This is a genomic window from Streptomyces sp. NPDC004658 (assembly GCF_040609555.1).
Lineage (GTDB): Bacteria > Actinomycetota > Actinomycetes > Streptomycetales > Streptomycetaceae > Streptomyces.
In genome coordinates, this window is sequence record NZ_JBEXKG010000022.1 from 14,457 (window position 1) to 28,852 (window position 14,396).

A 14,396-nucleotide genomic window follows, 5' to 3' on the forward strand; every position below is an offset into this window, starting at 1 on the left:
GTTACCCGACCGCAGACCCGACGATAAAGCGCCTCCGTAAGGACTACAAGTGGAACTGGCCTATTACTCGGATTACGCCGTACGTCTCGTGAACAGCGAGGAACCGGCCCGGGGCAGGGACACCCTGACCACGGTCGAGGCCGTCCGCGATCTCTTCGGCGACAACGCGTCGGCGGCCCGCCGCGCCACCGACGCCGACGTCACGCGCTTCCGCTCGGTCCGGGCGCGGCTGCGCGGGGTCTTCGAGGCAGCCGACCGGGGCGACGAGACGCTGGCCGTCGACCTGCTGAACTCCCTGCTGCTGGAGTTCCCGGTCAGCCCGCAGATCTCCGGGCACGACCACCGGGACGAGGACGGCCGCCCGCTGTGGCACATGCACCTGGCCGACCACCCGTCCAACGCCACCGCCGGCTACGCGGCGATCGCGGCGATGGGCCTGGCCTTCCACCTCACCGAGTACGGCGTCGACCGGCTCGGCCTGTGCGAAGCCGCCCCGTGCCGCAACGCCTACCTGGACACCTCGACCAACCGCTCCCGCCGCTACTGCTCGGACCGCTGCGCCACCCGCGCCAACGTCGCCGCCTACCGGGCCCGCAAGCGCCTGGAGGCCGACCGGTCGGGCAGCAGCGGCCTCGCCGCCGAGAGCGCCCAGCGCAGCAGCGCGAGCGGCGAGCGCTGACCGGCCCGGAGCGGGCGGAAGCGGAACCAGGCCGTCCCGAGAATCAGCTCGTCGGGCACGACCCCGTAGTCCGTGCTGTCCCCGCCCGCGTACGCGTTGTCCCCGAGCACCCACCAGCCGCCCTCGCGACGCTCCACCGCACGCTTGACGACCAGCAGGTCCTGCTGGAACGGATGACGCAGGACCACGACGTCCCCGGGCCGGACCGCACCCCCGTACCGCACGAGCAGCTGATCCCCGTGGTGCAGCGTGGGCACCATGGACGGGCCGGTCACCTCGGCCAGTCCGAAGGGCGCCACGGCCCTCCCCCGTTCGGTCTCCTGCGACAGCTCCGGCATCCCCGGCACCTCCCCGGTCCGTTCCTCCACCAGTCTCAGTCTCACCCTGGACTTTTGTCCTAAGCCCTAGGGGGCACCCGAGAAATCGCCTTCCCCAGGGAGTAATGTCGCACCTGAGAAGACGATCACGAGGAAGGAATGCTCCATGCTTTCCCGCCTGTTTGCCCCCAAGGTCAAGGTCAGCGCCCACTGCGACCTGCCCTGCGGCGTGTACGACCCGGCCCAGGCCCGCATCGAGGCGGAGTCGGTGAAGGCCGTCCAGGAGAAGATGGCCGGCAACGACGACCCCCACTTCCAGGCGCGCGCCACCGTCATCAAGGAGCAGCGCGCGGAGCTGGCCAAGCACCACGTCTCCGTGCTCTGGAGCGACTACTTCAAGGCCCCGCACTTCGAGAAGTACCCGGAGCTGCACCAGCTGGTCAACGACACCCTGAAGGCCCTCTCGGCCGCCAAGGCGTCCACCGACCCGGCCACGGGCCAGAAGGCGCTGGACTACATTGCCCAGATCGACAAGATCTTCTGGGAGACCAAGAAGGCCTGATCGTTTCTTGGGCCTTCTGACCTGCGGTTTCTTTGAATTGCAGCGTCTCCCTGACCGCACCCGGTCCGCAGGCCGCCGAACACGGCGTCCCTGTCGGGCCGGGTGCGGTCGTCTTTCAGCGATCTCCGCTCCACAGCTGGACCGGGTGGGGCGGTCCCGTGCGAAGCTGGGCGGGTGACCGCCCTGGAGGACCTGAGACGGCTGCGGCGCGTGCGCGACCGCATGGACCGCGAGTACGCCGAGCCCCTCGACATGACCGAGCTGGCCCGTGACGCCCTCATGTCGCCGGGCCACTTCCAGCGCAGCTTCCGCAAGGCGTTCGGGGAGACGCCGTACGGCTACCTCATGACCCGGCGGATCGAGCGGGCCAAGGCGCTGCTGCGCCGCGGCGATCTCACCGTGACCGAGGTGTGCCTCGCCGTCGGCTGCACCTCGCTCGGCTCCTTCAGCTCCCGCTTCACCGAGCTGGTCGGCGAGACGCCGAGCGCCTACCGCGCCCGCGACCACGAGGAGACCGCGGCGATCCCGCCCTGCGTCGCGCGCAGGCTGACCCGGCCGCGCCGCCGCCCGTACTGAGGCGCGACCCTCCCCCCGGGTTCTAGGGTGAGTCCATGGACGTGAAACTCGCGCAGTGCTTCCTCGCGGTGGACGATCACGACAAGGCCATCGCCTTCTACCGCGACGTACTCGGTCTGGAGATCCGCAACGACGTGGGCTTCGAGGGGATGCGCTGGGTGACCCTCGGCTCCCCGCTCCAGCCCGACGTGGAGATCGTCCTGGAGCCGCCGGACGCGAGTCCCGACGCCTCCCCCGCCGACAAGCAGGCGCTCAACGAACTCCTCGCCAAGGGCCTGCTGCGCGGGGTCATCTTCACCACGCCCGACTGCGACGCCCTGTACGAGCGGGTGCGCGAGTCCGGCGCCGACGTCCTCCAGGAGCCGATGGACCAGCCGTACGGAGTGCGTGACTGCGCCTTCCGGGACCCGGCCGGCAACCAGCTCCGCTTCATCGAACGCCCCACGGGGTGAACCCGTGCCACCGCTGAACTCCCGCCGCCTATCGACCCGTTCAGTCGCCGATCCACCCCGATTCCCCGGATGACGATCCGCTGGACGTACGCCCTCGCCGACCGCCCGGCCTCCGCCCACCTCGGCCTGGCCTGCGCGGACGTCACCGCCGTCCGGTGGTCCGCCTGCCCCGACTCCCGCCTCAGCCCCACGGCTCCACGTCCACCACCGCCCCGACCGGGACGGGCCCGTACACGTGCGGGAACTCCTCCCCGCCCGGCTCGACGGACTCGTACCGCACCGGCACCCCGACCCGCGCCGGATCCACGACCAGCACGACCAGCTCGTCCGGGCCGTCGTAGCCGCCGTAGAGGAAGTCGGCGATGCGCGGCAGCTGCTCACGGGTCGAGCAGTGGATGAAGCCCTCCTCCTGGAGGGTGCGGCCCCGGGTGGACATCTCGTAGGTGCCGCGCTCGCGCGCCGCCTCCCACAGGGAACGCTCGGTGATGTGCAGGATGTACGGCAGTTTCGGCATGCGCCCACGCTACGGTGCCCCGCCCGCCCCCGTGTTCAGACGACGCCGTCCTCGGCACCGGCCGCCGGCGGGCCGTCCGGGACGCTGCCGCCACCGCCCGGCCGGGCCTGCGCACCGGCGGACCGCTCGCGCGCGGCGGGCCGGGGGCCGGCCTTGACGGACCGGCCGGTCTCGGCGGATCGGCCCGGGTCCGCGGGGCGGCCGGGCTCGGCGTACGCCGCGCAGCCGGGGTCGCGGCAGGGGCCCGGGCCCCAGACCGGCACCCAGGCGCCCAGGGTCTTGTGCCGCTTGACGACCGTTTCCACGGGCTGTCCGCAGACGGGACAGACGTGTCCCTCGCTGTCCATGTCCTCAGGGTAGGTCGGTGACTCCGTCGGCGCTCCTTGCCGCGGCGACCTCTTGCCCGTCGCCGGGGGAATCGGCGGCCCCGCACACCGTGGGGGCGTGCGGGGGCCGCCTGACCGGAGTCCCCGATGACCGCGCGGGGTCAGGAGCCGCACGGGCCCGGGGACTCCGGGTCCTGCTCGGCCGCCGGGACGGGCGGCCCTCAGTGGGAGCGCCGGGTCACGAACTCGGCGAGCGCCAGCAGACCGCCCGCCGCCTCCGGGTCGGGGACCGCGCGGGCCAGCTCCTGCATGGCCCGGGCCATCCGGTCGGCCGCCTCGGCCTGCGCCCAGTCCCGGCCGCCGGCCCGCTCCACCGCCAGCGCCGTACGCGCGATCTCCCCGGCCTCCGCCTCCTCCTCGCGGTACGGCGTCCCGTACAGCGCGGCGAGCTCGGCCGCCGCCGGGGTGCCGGAGGTGAGCGCCGCCACCACCGGCAGGGACTTCTTGCGGGCGGCGAGATCCGCGCCGGCCGGCTTGCCGGTGTGCCGCGGGTCCCCCCATATGCCGATGACGTCGTCGATGAGCTGGAAGGCGAGCCCGGCCTGCCGGCCGAAGCCGTCCAGCGCCGCCACCTCCTCCGCGCCCGCGCCCGCGTACAGCGCGCCGAGCGCGCAGGCGCAGCCCAGCAGGGCGCCGGTCTTGGCCTCGGCCATCGCGAGCACCTCCTCCAGGGTGACCGCGTCCGGCGCGCGCCGCTCCAGGTCGGTGTCGGCGTGCTGGCCCTCGCACAGCTCCACGACACAGGCCGCGAGCCGGGCCGCGGCCGGCACGGCGGCCGGGTGCGGGTCCTCGGCGAGCAGCCGCAGGGCCAGCGCCTGGAGGGCGTCCCCGGCGAGGATCGCGTCGGCGTCGCCGAACACGGTCCACGCCGTCGGCCGGTGGCGGCGGGTGGTGTCCCGGTCCATCACGTCGTCGTGCAACAGCGTGAAGTTGTGGACCAGTTCGACCGCCGCTGCCGCCGGGACGGCCGCCGTCCTGGCCGCCGGGCCGCCGAGCGCGGCGGCGGCCGCCAGCACGAGCGCCGGTCTGATCGCCTTGCCCGCGTTGCCCGCCGCCGGGGTGCCGTCGGCGTGCCGCCAGCCGAAGTGGTAGCTCGCGATCCGGCGCATGGAGCCGGGCAGCGACTCCACGGCCACCCGCAGCTCCGGGTCGACCAGCGCCCGGGCGCGCTCCAGCTGGGCCGCGGCCTCCTGTCCGTCGAGCGGACCGGCACCGCCGTCGCCGGTCTGCTCCGGTGGCTGTCCCGGTGTGCCGGGACGCGGCACACCGGGGGAACGCTCTTCGGTCTCCGTCATGAACTCGGCCATGCCTCCCCCTCGCCAGGTCCGCGGAGTACGGCGTCACCGGCCCGGCCGGACGCGTACCCCGAGGGCCTACCCGCCCCGGGGGGCGGGGACACGGCCGGGACGTGCGGAAACGTCACCTCCATCGACCGATCTCGACGTTCTCCAGCACGCCGAGCGCGTCGGGGACCAGGACAGCGGCCGAGTAGTACGCCGTCACCAGGTACTTGATGATGGCCTGCTCGTTGATGCCCATGAACCGGACGGACAGACTCGGCTCGATCTCGTCCGGGATGCCGGACTGCCTCAGGCCGATGACGCCCTGGTCGGCCTCTCCGGTACGCATGGCGATGATGGAGGTCGTACGGGCCTCGCTGATCGGGATCTTGTTGCACGGGTAGATCGGCACCCCGCGCCAGGTGGGGATGCGGTTTCCGGCGATGTCGATGGTCTCCGGGACCAGTCCCCGCTTGTTCAGCTCGCGCCCGATCGCGGCGATGGCACGCGGGTGGGCCAGGAGGAGCTTGGTGCCGCGGCGGCGGCTGAGCAGCTCGTCCAGGTCGTCCGGGCTCGGCACGCCGTCGTGCGGCTGGATCCGCTGGTCGTACTCGCAGTTGCTGAGCAGGCCGAACTCCGGGTTGTTGACCAGCTCGTGCTCCTGGCGCTCCTTCAGCGCCTCGACCGTGAGCCGCAGCTGCTGCTCGGTCTGGTTCATGGGCTGGTTGTAGAGGTCGGCCACGCGCGAGTGGATGCGCAGCACGGTCTGGGCGATGCTCAGTTCGTACTCGCGGGGCCGTGGCTCGTAGTCCACGAAGGTGTGCGGGATGTCGGGCTCGCCGGAGTGGCCGGCCGCCAGCTCGACCTCCTTCTCGCCGTACTTGTTGGTCCGCTGCGCGGGGATGGAGCGCAGCCGTTCGAGATGCGCGCGCAGCGAGTCGGAGCGCTCCGCGACCTGCTGGAAGTCCTGGCGGCTGAGGATCAGCACCGTGGTCGAGGTGTCCGCGCGGACGGTGTACTCCCAGATCGCCTCGGGGTCGACCAGCGCCTGGTCGCCGAAGTAGGCGCCGTCGGCGAGGACACCGAGGACGGCGTCGTCGCCGTAGGGACCCGTGCTGACCTTCTCCACCCGGCCGTGGGCGAGCAGGTAGACCTCGTCCGCCTGGTTGCCGAAGTCGGCGATCACCTCGCCGGGCGCGAAGTCGCGCTGCCGGCAGCGGCGGGCCAGTTCCGTCAGCACCTCATGGTCCTCGTACGACCGCAGCGCCGGGAGTTCGCCCAGCTCGTCCGGGATGACCTCCACCTGGTTGCCGGTCTTCACGAAGGTGATCCGGCCGTCGCCGACGGCGTACGTCAGACGCCGGTTCACCCGGTACGTGCCACCCTGGACGTCCACCCAGGGAAGCGTGCGCAGCAGCCAGCGGGAGCTGATCTCCTGCATCTGCGGAACGGACTTGGTGGTGGTGGCCAGGTTCCGCGCGGCCGCCGTCCCGAGGGACTGCTGCGGCCTGCCCTGATCCGTGCGGACCTCTTCGCCTACCGACATAGAGAAATGCCCTCCCATGTATGCCCGGTGCCGAAGAGCGCCGGGCACCGGTCTCGCATCGAGCGTCCCAGCACGGAGCGTAGGTGCGCCATTACCCGAAAGAGGGGGAATGGATCATCGGATCACTGGGCACGATGGGGGACCTCGCCCCGGCCCGTACGGCATGCCCCGTCTGTCCGGATCGGCTCGCACACCGTACGAACGACGTGTCAGGGGACGTCCGGTTTCGGTAGAAGCGGGAAGGACATCCGGCGGGCGCGACCGGCGGCCGCACGGGCACGGCACGAAGGAGTCGGGCATGGCCCCACCCATGTCGGCGAGCGGTTTCCTGGACGCGCTCAGGGCGGAGGGCGTCACGGTCGTCGAGGTCGGCGACTGGCGGCACCACAACCGCAATCACAAGGGCCCCTGGGGTCCCGTCCACGGCGTGATGATCCACCACACGGTGACCAAGGGCAGCGCGCGCACGGTGGAGATCTGCCGGGACGGCCACCCGGACCTGCCGGGGCCGCTGTGCCACGGCGTGATCACCAAGGACGGCACGGTCCACCTGGTCGGCTACGGCCGCGCCAACCACGCCGGGCTCGGCGACGACGAGGTGCTGCGCGCGGTGATCGCCGAGAAGGGGCTGCCGCCGGACAACGAGGCGAACACCGACGGCAACCGGCACTTCTACGGCTTCGAGTGCGAGAACCTCGGTGACGGGGAGGACCCGTGGCCGCAGGAGCAGCTGGAGGCGATCGAGCGGGCCGCCGCGGCGCTGTGCCGGCACCACGGGTGGACGGAACGCTCGGTCATCGGCCACCGGGAGTGGCAGCCGGGGAAGGTGGATCCCCGGGGCTTCGAGATGTCCTGGCTGAGGGAGCGGGTGCGGGAACGGCTGAAGGACGAGGGCCTCTCGTTCGGATCATGCCGGGCTCGCGGGGACTGATCCGCCTGATCCGAACGAAATCGGCACCCCGCCGGCGCGGGCGGGCGGACCCGGCCCGGCCCGGCCTGCCGCTCCCGGCGACAATGGAGCGGTGACCAGCGCCGGCCCGCTCAGCCCCCGCCTCCCGTCGCCCCTCCAGGAGGTGCGGGACGGCCGGTTCGAGCGCCGCGGGCTGCGGCTGCTGCTCAAGCGGGACGACCTCATCCACCCGCAGCTGGTCGGCAACAAGTGGCGCAAGCTGGTGCCGAACATCGCGGCGGCCCGGGGCCGCGCCCTGGTCACCTTCGGCGGGGCCTACTCCAACCACCTGCGGGCCACGGCAGCGGCGGGCCGCCTGCTGGGCGTACCGACCACGGGCGTGGTCCGCGGCCAGGAGCTCGCCGGCCGTCCCCTCAACCCGTCCCTGGCGCGGTGCGCGGCCGACGGCATGCGGCTGCACTTCATCGACAGGTCGACATATCGCCGCAAGACCGAGCCGGAGGCCTTGGCCGGGATCCTGCGCGGGGCCGGTGCCGAGGACGCGTACGTCGTGCCCGAGGGCGGCAGCAACGCCGAGGCGGTACGCGGCTGCCGTGCCCTCGGCACGGAACTGCGCGGCCGGGCCGACGTCGCCGCGGTCGCCTGCGGCACCGGCGGTACCCTCGCCGGCCTCGCCGCCGGTCTCGCGGCCGGCCAGCGCGCGCTCGGCATCCCGGTGCTGAAGGGCGGCTTCCTGGAGGCCGACGTACAGGCCCTGCAGGAACGTGCCTTCGGCGCCCGCAGCGGCACCTGGTCCCTGGACGACCGCTTCCACTGCGGTGGCTACGCCCGCACGACCCCGGAACTGGAGGCGTTCGCACGGGACTTCGAGCAGCGGCACGGGCTGCCCGTGGAGCGCCTCTATGTCGCCAAGTTGCTGTTCGCACTGGCCGCCCTGGCGGAAGAGGGCGTCTTCGCGCGCGGGACGGCGATCGCCGCCGTCGTCACGGGGCGGCCGTTCCCGGACCAAGCGGCGACGGCCCCGGAGCGCTAACCGGCCTCCCGGTAGGCCGCCGCCTCCTCCAGGTCCAGGCGTCTGAGCAGGGAGCGCAGCATCTCGTCGTCGATGTAGCGCAGGTCGCGGAGCCTGACGAAGACCTCGCGCTCGGCGCTGATCATCTCGCGGGACAGCCGGCGGTAGGTGTCGTCCACGGACTCGCCGGTGATCGGGTTGACCTGCCCGAGCCGTTCCCAGACGGCGTTGCGGCGGCGCTCCAGGACCATGCGGAGGCGGTCGGCGAGCGGCTGCGGCAGCGCGTTGCGCTCGTCGGCGAGGAGTTCGTCGAGCCGGGCCTCGGCGGCGCGGGAGGCCTGGGCCTGGGCGTTGGCCTCGGCGAGCGTCTCGGCCTGCCGGTCGCGGCCGGGGAACTTCAGCAGCCGGATCAGCGGCGGCAGCGTCACGCCCTGCACGACGAGGGTCCCGATGACGGTGGTGAAGGTCAGAAAGAGGATCAGGTTGCGCGGGCCGGATGGCATGGACGGCGGGATGGCGAAGGCGATGGCCAGGGAGACGACGCCGCGCATGCCCGCCCACGAGGTGACCATCGCGCCCCGCCAGGTGGGGTTCTGCTCGCGCTCCTTGATGCGCGCCGACAGGACCCTGGGCAGGAAGGTGGCCGGGTAGACCCAGACGAACCGGGCCACCACCACGACCAGGAAGACGGCGACCGCGTACCAGGCGGCGGAGGTGCCCTCGTACTCCCCGAGCCGCTTCAGGACGATGGGCAGCTGGAGGCCGATCAGGGCGAACACCGCGGACTCCAGCACGAACGCGACCATCTTCCACACCGCGCCCTCCTGGAGACGGGTGGCGAAGTCGACCTCCCACGCGCGGTGGCCGAGGTAGAGGGCCACGACCACCACCGCCAGCACCCCGGAGGCGTGCGCCTGCTCGGCGACCCCGTAGGCGACGAACGGGATGAGCAGGGAGAGCGTGTTCTGCAGCAGCGGCTCGGTCAGGTGCGTGCGCAGCCAGTGCAGGGGCGCCATGAGGACGAGGCCGATCCCGACACCGCCGACGGCGGCGAGCGCGAACTCCCGGATCCCGCCCGCCCAGGTCGCCCCCTCCCCCACGGCGGCGCCGAGCGCCACCTTGTAGGCGGTGATCGCCGTGGCGTCGTTCAGCAGGGACTCGCCCTGGAGGATGGTGGTGATCCGGGACGGCAGACCCACCCGGCGCGCGACCGCCGTGGCGGCGACCGCGTCCGGCGGTGCCACCACCGCGCCCAGCACCAGGGCGGCGGTCAGCGGCAGCCCGGGGATGATCAGATGGGCGGCCCAGCCGACGACGACGGTCGCGAAGAGCACGTATCCCACCGACAGCAGCGCCACCGGTCGCAGCTGTGCCCGCAGGTCGAGGTAGGAGCTGTCGCTCGCCGAGGTGTACAGCAGCGGGGGCAGCAGCAGCGGCAGGACGATGTGCGGATCGAGGGTGTAGGACGGCACGCCGGGGATGTAGGAGACCGCCAGACCGGCCGCGACGAGCAGCAGGGGCGCCGGCGCGGGAGTACGCCGGGCCGCCGCGGCCACCGCCGCACTGCCCGCCACCAGCAACAGCAGGGGCATCACGTCCATGGTCCTCGCCCACCCTCGTCTTTCGCGCGGCAACCCGCACAACCGTCGTAATCTGGCAATCATGAAACAGTGCACGCACGCCGACGCGCTGCCGCACCCGGAACCGGAGCCGCTCGACGAGACCTGTCCGGAGTGCCTGCGGGACGGCACGAACCCGGTCCAGCTGCGGCTGTGCCTCACCTGCGGCCACGTCGGCTGCTGCGACTCCTCGCCGGGACGGCACGCTACGGGCCACCACGCGGAGTCCGGTCATCCGGTGATGCGGACCTTCGAACCCGGCGAGGACTGGCGGTGGTGCTTCGTGGACCACGTGCTCGTCTGAGCCTTCCCCCGACCGCTTCCGCGACCGCTTCGGCACCGTCCCGGACCGCCCTTCTGGCACGTCCCTGAGAGCGTTCTCCGCGAGAGCGTCCCGTCCGACCGGGTTCTCGTGTGACACTGCATGCGGCGGCTGCCGCACGACGGTTCGAGCGTCTGACGTCTGGGTACGTCAACCCGGCGCGCGCTCTTCCCATTTGGGCCCGCACACCCTCTAGACACGGAGCGTATCCACAGCTTTACTGTGAGTGACGCCAGGGGGTTGGGGTCCCGGGGACAGAAACGTTCGGAGCGCGATAGCGTCACCGCTTGAACCACGTACGCGTTACACCGGGGGGCGACCCTCGGCCCCGTAAAGCTTGTACCACCATGGAGGTGAGGGTGTCCCAGATCGCAGGCGAACCCGCGGCGAACCAGGACTTCGTGGAAGTCCGGCTGCCGGCTGCGGGTGCCTACCTGTCGGTGCTGCGGACGGCCACGGCCGGTCTCGCGGCCCGCTTGGACTTCACCCTGGACGAGATCGAGGACCTGCGCATCGCCGTCGACGAGGCCTGCGCGATCCTGCTCCAGCAAGCCGTGCCCGGCTCGGTCCTCAGCTGCGTCTTCCGGCTCGTCGACGACTCACTGGAAGTCACGGTGTCGGCGCCGACCACGGACGGCCACGCCCCCTCGCGGGACACCTTCGCCTGGACCGTGCTGTCGGCCCTCGCGGGCAAGGTCTCGTCCGCCGTGGACGAGGACAAGACGGTGTCGATCAGCCTCTACAAACAGCGTGGCGCCGGCCCCGGGCCGGCGTGAAGAACGGGGACGGGCCGGTGCGGGACGAAGAGCGCGGCACACGGGAGCTGCCGACCGGGGACGGGGGTGCCTCCTGGTCGGGCGACGCCGAGACCTCCGGGGCGGGTCCCCGGGACGGGTCCCGGCGCATGGCGGACGGCATCGACGGCATCCCCGAGCAGGCCAGACCGCACCCGGAGGACGACTCCGCGCGGGCCGGCGGTGACGAGGCCACGGGCACGCCACCGAAGGCACGCGGCGGCGCCGGACCCACTGTCCGCGCGGGGGCCAGGGCTCGGGGAAGGGCTACGGGCGGGACGATGAGCGAGCACGAGCGAAACGCCGAGGACGACGCGCTGGGCACGGAGGCCGCGCAGGCCGTCCAGCACGACGCCCCGGACCGCAGCGGGGCGCGGGCGATGTTCGTCGAGCTGCGCACGCTGCCGCAGGGCAGCACGGAGTACGCGGAGCTGCGCAACCAGCTGGTCCGTATGCACCTGCCGCTCGTGGAGCACCTGGCACGCCGGTTCCGCAACCGCGGCGAGCCGCTGGACGACCTCACCCAGGTCGCCACGATCGGTCTCATCAAGTCCGTCGACCGGTTCGACCCCGAGCGCGGCGTGGAGTTCTCCACGTACGCCACGCCGACCGTCGTCGGCGAGATCAAGCGGCACTTCCGCGACAAGGGCTGGGCGGTCCGCGTGCCGCGCCGGCTCCAGGAGCTGCGGCTCGCGCTGACCACCGCGACGGCCGAGCTGTCCCAGCTGCACGGGCGGTCCCCGACGGTCCACGAGCTGGCCGAGAAGCTCGCCATCTCCGAGGAGGAGGTCCTGGAGGGCCTGGAGTCCGCGAACGCGTACTCCACGCTCTCCCTGGACGTCCCCGACACGGACGACGAGTCACCGGCGGTCGCCGACACCCTGGGCGCCGAGGACGAGGCGCTGGAGGGCGTGGAGTACCGCGAGTCCCTCAAGCCGCTGCTGGAGGACCTGCCGCCGCGGGAGAAGCGGATCCTGCTGCTGCGCTTCTTCGGGAACATGACCCAGTCGCAGATCGCGCAGGAGGTCGGCATCTCCCAGATGCACGTCTCCCGTCTGCTCGCCCGCACCCTGGCCCAGCTCCGCGAGAAGCTCCTCGTGGAGGAGTGAGCGGGGCGGGGGCCCCGCTCGTCGGGGCTCCCCTCGAAGAGGCCCCGCCCGGTGCGCCTACTCGCCCCGGCCCGGTCCCTTGATCCCGAGGGCCCGGGTCGTCTCGCCGTTGACGAGGAGCACGAGCGCCACCAGAGCGACCACTCCCAGCACGATGCCGGCCGGGATGGCGATGCTGTCGGCCCGGAGCAGGTTGTAGGCCACGGGAAGGGCCATGAGCTGGGTGATCAGCGCGGGGCCCCGGCTCCAGCCGCGCCGCAGCAGCAGACCGCGTGCGGCGAGCAGGGGCAGCAGCGCGAGGACGACCAGGGTGATCCCCAGGGTCACGGCCTGCTGCCGGTCGTCCGGGGCACCGGTGAGCCCGAGGACGAGCACCCACAGGCCGCCCGCCACCAGCGCCGTGCCCTCCAGCGCGGCCAGCGCCGCCGCGTACGTCAGCTGGCGCGGGCGCGGCCCGGCGGCCGGGCCGGCTGCGTCGGCCGTGGCGGCTTGGGCGGTGTCCGGGGCGGGATTCTGCTGACTGCTCACCTCAGCAGGGTAGCCCTCCCCGTCCGGCGCGCCGCCGCTGCCCGCGGCCCCGAGTGTCCAGGCTCACGCCCCGGTCTCTTACCGGATCCCTAACTCGGTCTGGGCCCGGTACCCCCCAGTAGGTACGCTGCCATGCATGCGTGCACTCCTCGTGGTCAATCCGGCGGCTACCACCACAAGTGCCCGCAGACGTGACGTACTGATCCACGCGCTGGCGAGCGAGATGAAGCTGGAGGCGGTCACCACCGAGTACCGCGGCCACGCTCGCGACCTCGGCCGGCAGGCGGCCGAGAGCGACGACATCGACCTGGTGGTGGCGCTCGGCGGCGACGGCACCGTCAACGAGGTCGTCAACGGCCTCCTGCACGCCGGCCCCGACCCGGACCGCCTCCCCGGTCTCGCCGTCGTCCCCGGCGGCTCCACGAACGTCTTCGCCCGCGCCCTGGGGCTGCCCAACGATCCCGTCGAGGCCACCGGAGCGCTGCTGGACGCGCTGCGCGACGGCACCGAGCGGGTCGTCGGCCTCGGCCTGACCTCGGGCACGCCGGGTACCGAGGACGAGGCGGTGCCGGCCCGCTGGTTCACGTTCAACGCCGGGCTCGGCTTCGACGCGGGCGTGGTGGGCCGGGTCGAGCAGCAGCGCGAGCGCGGGAAGAAGTCGACGCACGCGCTCTACGTCCGTCAGGTGGTCCGGCAGTTCCTCGGCGAGCCGAACCGCCGGCACGGCACGATCACGCTCGAACAGCCCGGCGCGGACCCGATCGAGGACCTTGTCGTCGCCATAGTCTCGAACACGTCCCCGTGGACGTATCTCGGCAATCGCCCGATGTACACGTCGCCTAAGGCGTCGTTCGATACAGGCATCGACGTGCTGGGCCTCAGCCGGCTGTCCACGGCCGCGGTTGCCCGGTATGGCACCCAGTTGCTCACTTCGTCCCCCGAGCGGGGACCGCAAGGGAAGCACGCCGTCTCCCTGCACGATCTGGACCGGTTCACCTTGCATTCGAAGGTGCCTCTGCCCCTTCAGATGGACGGTGACCACCTCGGACTGCGTACGAGCGTGACGTTCACAGGCGTACGCCGTGCACTGCGTGTGATTGTGTGAGCGGAAAGGGCGAAAGTCCTTTCACTCGAACGTTTAGGCCAGGGTCCACCCCATGGAAGTACGGCTGTGACCTAGTCGACACCGAGGAATCCAAAAAAACTTCCCGGAAGGGGTTGTATCCGCCGCTGAGGTTTGCGAGTCTCTACGTGGCGATCGGGACGGCCCGCAACACCGGCCTCCACTGATCACCAGAACCCCTCTTCAAACACAGGACCACGCCGGGTGAAGACTCGGCGGTCGGCCCTTCACTTGTTGAGGGATTCGTGAAAGCGTTCACATTCACAAGCAACCTGCACGTAATACCAAGGAGAGGTAGCAGCCATGGACTGGCGTCACAACGCCGTTTGCCGCGAGGAAGACCCCGAGCTCTTCTTCCCCATCGGCAACACCGGTCCTGCGCTGCTGCAGATCGAGGAAGCCAAGGCCGTCTGCCGTCGCTGCCCGGTGATCGAGCAGTGTCTGCAGTGGGCGCTCGAGTCCGGCCAGGACTCCGGCGTCTGGGGTGGTCTCAGCGAGGACGAGCGCCGCGCCATGAAGCGCCGCGCCGCTCGCAACCGGGCCCGTCAGGCCTCCGCCTGACATACCCACCCCTGCTGACAGCCTGAGCTTGGCGGCGCGCACAGCACGTACGCATCTCCCGCCCCCGAGCCGCAGCGCGCAGTTCCCCCGATGCGCTTAGCGATAC

The 14,396-nt window shown here is 72.0% G+C and carries 18 protein-coding genes; 11 read left to right on the top strand and 7 right to left on the bottom strand.

Annotated features, from left to right (window positions below; genetic code table 11):
* Nucleotides 1-49: 49 nt before the first annotated feature.
* Nucleotides 50-679: a CGNR zinc finger domain-containing protein gene (locus tag ABZV94_RS11080; protein ID WP_356339564.1), complete on the top strand. Its 630-nt coding sequence runs from the start codon at nucleotides 50-52 to the stop codon at nucleotides 677-679.
* On the opposite strand, the gene sodX is transcribed toward ABZV94_RS11080, so the two are convergent.
* A complete protein-coding gene (sodX, locus tag ABZV94_RS11085; RefSeq protein WP_356339667.1) occupies nucleotides 583-1,017 on the bottom strand; it encodes a nickel-type superoxide dismutase maturation protease in 435 nt (144 codons plus the stop codon). The two genes, ABZV94_RS11080 and sodX, sit on opposite strands and share 97 nt — an antisense overlap.
* A gap of 145 nt (nucleotides 1,018-1,162) precedes the next feature.
* Here sodX and sodN point away from each other — a divergent pair, with 145 nt between their 5' ends.
* The 3 genes from sodN to ABZV94_RS11100 all read left to right on the top strand — a co-directional run bounded on the left by sodN (nucleotide 1,163) and on the right by ABZV94_RS11100 (nucleotide 2,586).
* Nucleotides 1,163-1,558, top strand: a complete 396-nt coding sequence (gene sodN / locus ABZV94_RS11090; protein WP_014674929.1) for a superoxide dismutase, Ni — start codon at nucleotides 1,163-1,165, stop codon at nucleotides 1,556-1,558.
* Nucleotides 1,559-1,732: 174 nt separating this feature from the next.
* On the top strand, nucleotides 1,733-2,134 hold the full coding sequence (locus ABZV94_RS11095; RefSeq protein ID WP_356339566.1) for a helix-turn-helix transcriptional regulator: 402 nt from the start codon (nucleotides 1,733-1,735) through the stop codon (nucleotides 2,132-2,134).
* Nucleotides 2,135-2,169: 35 nt separating this feature from the next.
* On the top strand, nucleotides 2,170-2,586 hold the full coding sequence (locus ABZV94_RS11100) for a VOC family protein (RefSeq protein WP_030657217.1): 417 nt from the start codon (nucleotides 2,170-2,172) through the stop codon (nucleotides 2,584-2,586).
* Between the two features lie 181 nt (nucleotides 2,587-2,767).
* On the opposite strand, the gene ABZV94_RS11105 is transcribed toward ABZV94_RS11100, so the two are convergent.
* The 4 genes from ABZV94_RS11105 to ABZV94_RS11120 form a co-directional block, all read right to left on the bottom strand.
* Nucleotides 2,768-3,100, bottom strand: coding sequence for a DUF952 domain-containing protein (locus ABZV94_RS11105; RefSeq protein WP_356339568.1), 333 nt, complete (start codon nucleotides 3,098-3,100; stop codon nucleotides 2,768-2,770).
* A gap of 35 nt (nucleotides 3,101-3,135) precedes the next feature.
* Nucleotides 3,136-3,447, bottom strand: coding sequence for a hypothetical protein (locus ABZV94_RS11110; protein WP_356339570.1), 312 nt, complete (start codon nucleotides 3,445-3,447; stop codon nucleotides 3,136-3,138).
* A gap of 200 nt (nucleotides 3,448-3,647) precedes the next feature.
* Nucleotides 3,648-4,793, bottom strand: coding sequence for a family 2 encapsulin nanocompartment cargo protein polyprenyl transferase (locus ABZV94_RS11115; RefSeq protein ID WP_356339572.1), 1,146 nt, complete (start codon nucleotides 4,791-4,793; stop codon nucleotides 3,648-3,650).
* 112 nt (nucleotides 4,794-4,905) lie between these two features.
* Complete coding sequence (locus ABZV94_RS11120) at nucleotides 4,906-6,312, bottom strand: family 2B encapsulin nanocompartment shell protein (protein WP_356339574.1); 1,407 nt, start codon at nucleotides 6,310-6,312, stop codon at nucleotides 4,906-4,908.
* Between the two features lie 298 nt (nucleotides 6,313-6,610).
* Between ABZV94_RS11120 and ABZV94_RS11125 the strand changes: the two genes are divergently transcribed.
* Nucleotides 6,611-7,243, top strand: a complete 633-nt coding sequence (locus ABZV94_RS11125; RefSeq protein WP_356339576.1) for an N-acetylmuramoyl-L-alanine amidase — start codon at nucleotides 6,611-6,613, stop codon at nucleotides 7,241-7,243.
* Nucleotides 7,244-7,334: 91 nt separating this feature from the next.
* Entirely contained in the window at nucleotides 7,335-8,255 is a 921-nt protein-coding gene (locus ABZV94_RS11130) for a pyridoxal-phosphate dependent enzyme (RefSeq protein ID WP_356339578.1), read from the top strand.
* On the opposite strand, the gene ABZV94_RS11135 is transcribed toward ABZV94_RS11130, so the two are convergent.
* Nucleotides 8,252-9,835, bottom strand: coding sequence for a Na+/H+ antiporter (locus tag ABZV94_RS11135; RefSeq protein WP_356339580.1), 1,584 nt, complete (start codon nucleotides 9,833-9,835; stop codon nucleotides 8,252-8,254). The genes ABZV94_RS11130 and ABZV94_RS11135 overlap by 4 nt on opposite strands.
* A gap of 61 nt (nucleotides 9,836-9,896) precedes the next feature.
* Here ABZV94_RS11135 and ABZV94_RS11140 point away from each other — a divergent pair, with 61 nt between their 5' ends.
* The 3 genes from ABZV94_RS11140 to ABZV94_RS11150 all read left to right on the top strand — a co-directional run bounded on the left by ABZV94_RS11140 (nucleotide 9,897) and on the right by ABZV94_RS11150 (nucleotide 12,078).
* Nucleotides 9,897-10,157, top strand: coding sequence for a UBP-type zinc finger domain-containing protein (locus ABZV94_RS11140; RefSeq protein WP_356339582.1), 261 nt, complete (start codon nucleotides 9,897-9,899; stop codon nucleotides 10,155-10,157).
* Between the two features lie 377 nt (nucleotides 10,158-10,534).
* The gene (locus tag ABZV94_RS11145) at nucleotides 10,535-10,951 is read left to right on the top strand and encodes an anti-sigma regulatory factor (RefSeq protein WP_009190566.1); all 417 of its coding nucleotides are present in this window, start codon (nucleotides 10,535-10,537) and stop codon (nucleotides 10,949-10,951) included.
* Nucleotides 10,952-10,968: 17 nt separating this feature from the next.
* The gene (locus ABZV94_RS11150) at nucleotides 10,969-12,078 is read left to right on the top strand and encodes an RNA polymerase sigma factor SigF (protein ID WP_356339584.1); all 1,110 of its coding nucleotides are present in this window, start codon (nucleotides 10,969-10,971) and stop codon (nucleotides 12,076-12,078) included.
* 57 nt (nucleotides 12,079-12,135) lie between these two features.
* Here ABZV94_RS11150 and ABZV94_RS11155 read toward each other — a convergent pair whose 3' ends face one another.
* Complete coding sequence (locus tag ABZV94_RS11155) at nucleotides 12,136-12,606, bottom strand: hypothetical protein (RefSeq protein ID WP_356339586.1); 471 nt, start codon at nucleotides 12,604-12,606, stop codon at nucleotides 12,136-12,138.
* A 136-nt stretch (nucleotides 12,607-12,742) separates the two neighbouring features.
* Between ABZV94_RS11155 and ABZV94_RS11160 the strand changes: the two genes are divergently transcribed.
* Entirely contained in the window at nucleotides 12,743-13,711 is a 969-nt protein-coding gene (locus tag ABZV94_RS11160) for a diacylglycerol kinase family protein (protein WP_356339588.1), read from the top strand.
* A 321-nt stretch (nucleotides 13,712-14,032) separates the two neighbouring features.
* Nucleotides 14,033-14,290: a WhiB family transcriptional regulator gene (locus tag ABZV94_RS11165; protein WP_003992873.1), complete on the top strand. Its 258-nt coding sequence runs from the start codon at nucleotides 14,033-14,035 to the stop codon at nucleotides 14,288-14,290.
* Nucleotides 14,291-14,396 lie beyond the last annotated feature (106 nt).

Excerpts from the sequence above, each read along its gene's own strand:
- ABZV94_RS11140 (WP_356339582.1), top strand. The coding sequence starts at position 9,897 with ATGAAACAGTGCACGCACGCCGACGCGCTGCCGCACCCGGAACCGGAG.
- ABZV94_RS11110 (WP_356339570.1), bottom strand. The coding sequence starts at position 3,447 with ATGGACAGCGAGGGACACGTCTGTCCCGTCTGCGGACAGCCCGTGGAA.
- ABZV94_RS11125 (WP_356339576.1), top strand. The coding sequence starts at position 6,611 with ATGGCCCCACCCATGTCGGCGAGCGGTTTCCTGGACGCGCTCAGGGCG.
- ABZV94_RS11135 (WP_356339580.1), bottom strand. The coding sequence starts at position 9,835 with ATGGACGTGATGCCCCTGCTGTTGCTGGTGGCGGGCAGTGCGGCGGTG.
- sodN (WP_014674929.1), top strand. The coding sequence starts at position 1,163 with ATGCTTTCCCGCCTGTTTGCCCCCAAGGTCAAGGTCAGCGCCCACTGC.
- ABZV94_RS11100 (WP_030657217.1), top strand. The coding sequence starts at position 2,170 with ATGGACGTGAAACTCGCGCAGTGCTTCCTCGCGGTGGACGATCACGAC.
- ABZV94_RS11165 (WP_003992873.1), top strand. The coding sequence starts at position 14,033 with ATGGACTGGCGTCACAACGCCGTTTGCCGCGAGGAAGACCCCGAGCTC.
- ABZV94_RS11160 (WP_356339588.1), top strand. The coding sequence starts at position 12,743 with ATGCGTGCACTCCTCGTGGTCAATCCGGCGGCTACCACCACAAGTGCC.
- ABZV94_RS11120 (WP_356339574.1), bottom strand. The coding sequence starts at position 6,312 with ATGTCGGTAGGCGAAGAGGTCCGCACGGATCAGGGCAGGCCGCAGCAG.
- ABZV94_RS11115 (WP_356339572.1), bottom strand. The coding sequence starts at position 4,793 with ATGGCCGAGTTCATGACGGAGACCGAAGAGCGTTCCCCCGGTGTGCCG.
- ABZV94_RS11105 (WP_356339568.1), bottom strand. The coding sequence starts at position 3,100 with ATGCCGAAACTGCCGTACATCCTGCACATCACCGAGCGTTCCCTGTGG.
- sodX (WP_356339667.1), bottom strand. The coding sequence starts at position 1,017 with ATGCCGGAGCTGTCGCAGGAGACCGAACGGGGGAGGGCCGTGGCGCCC.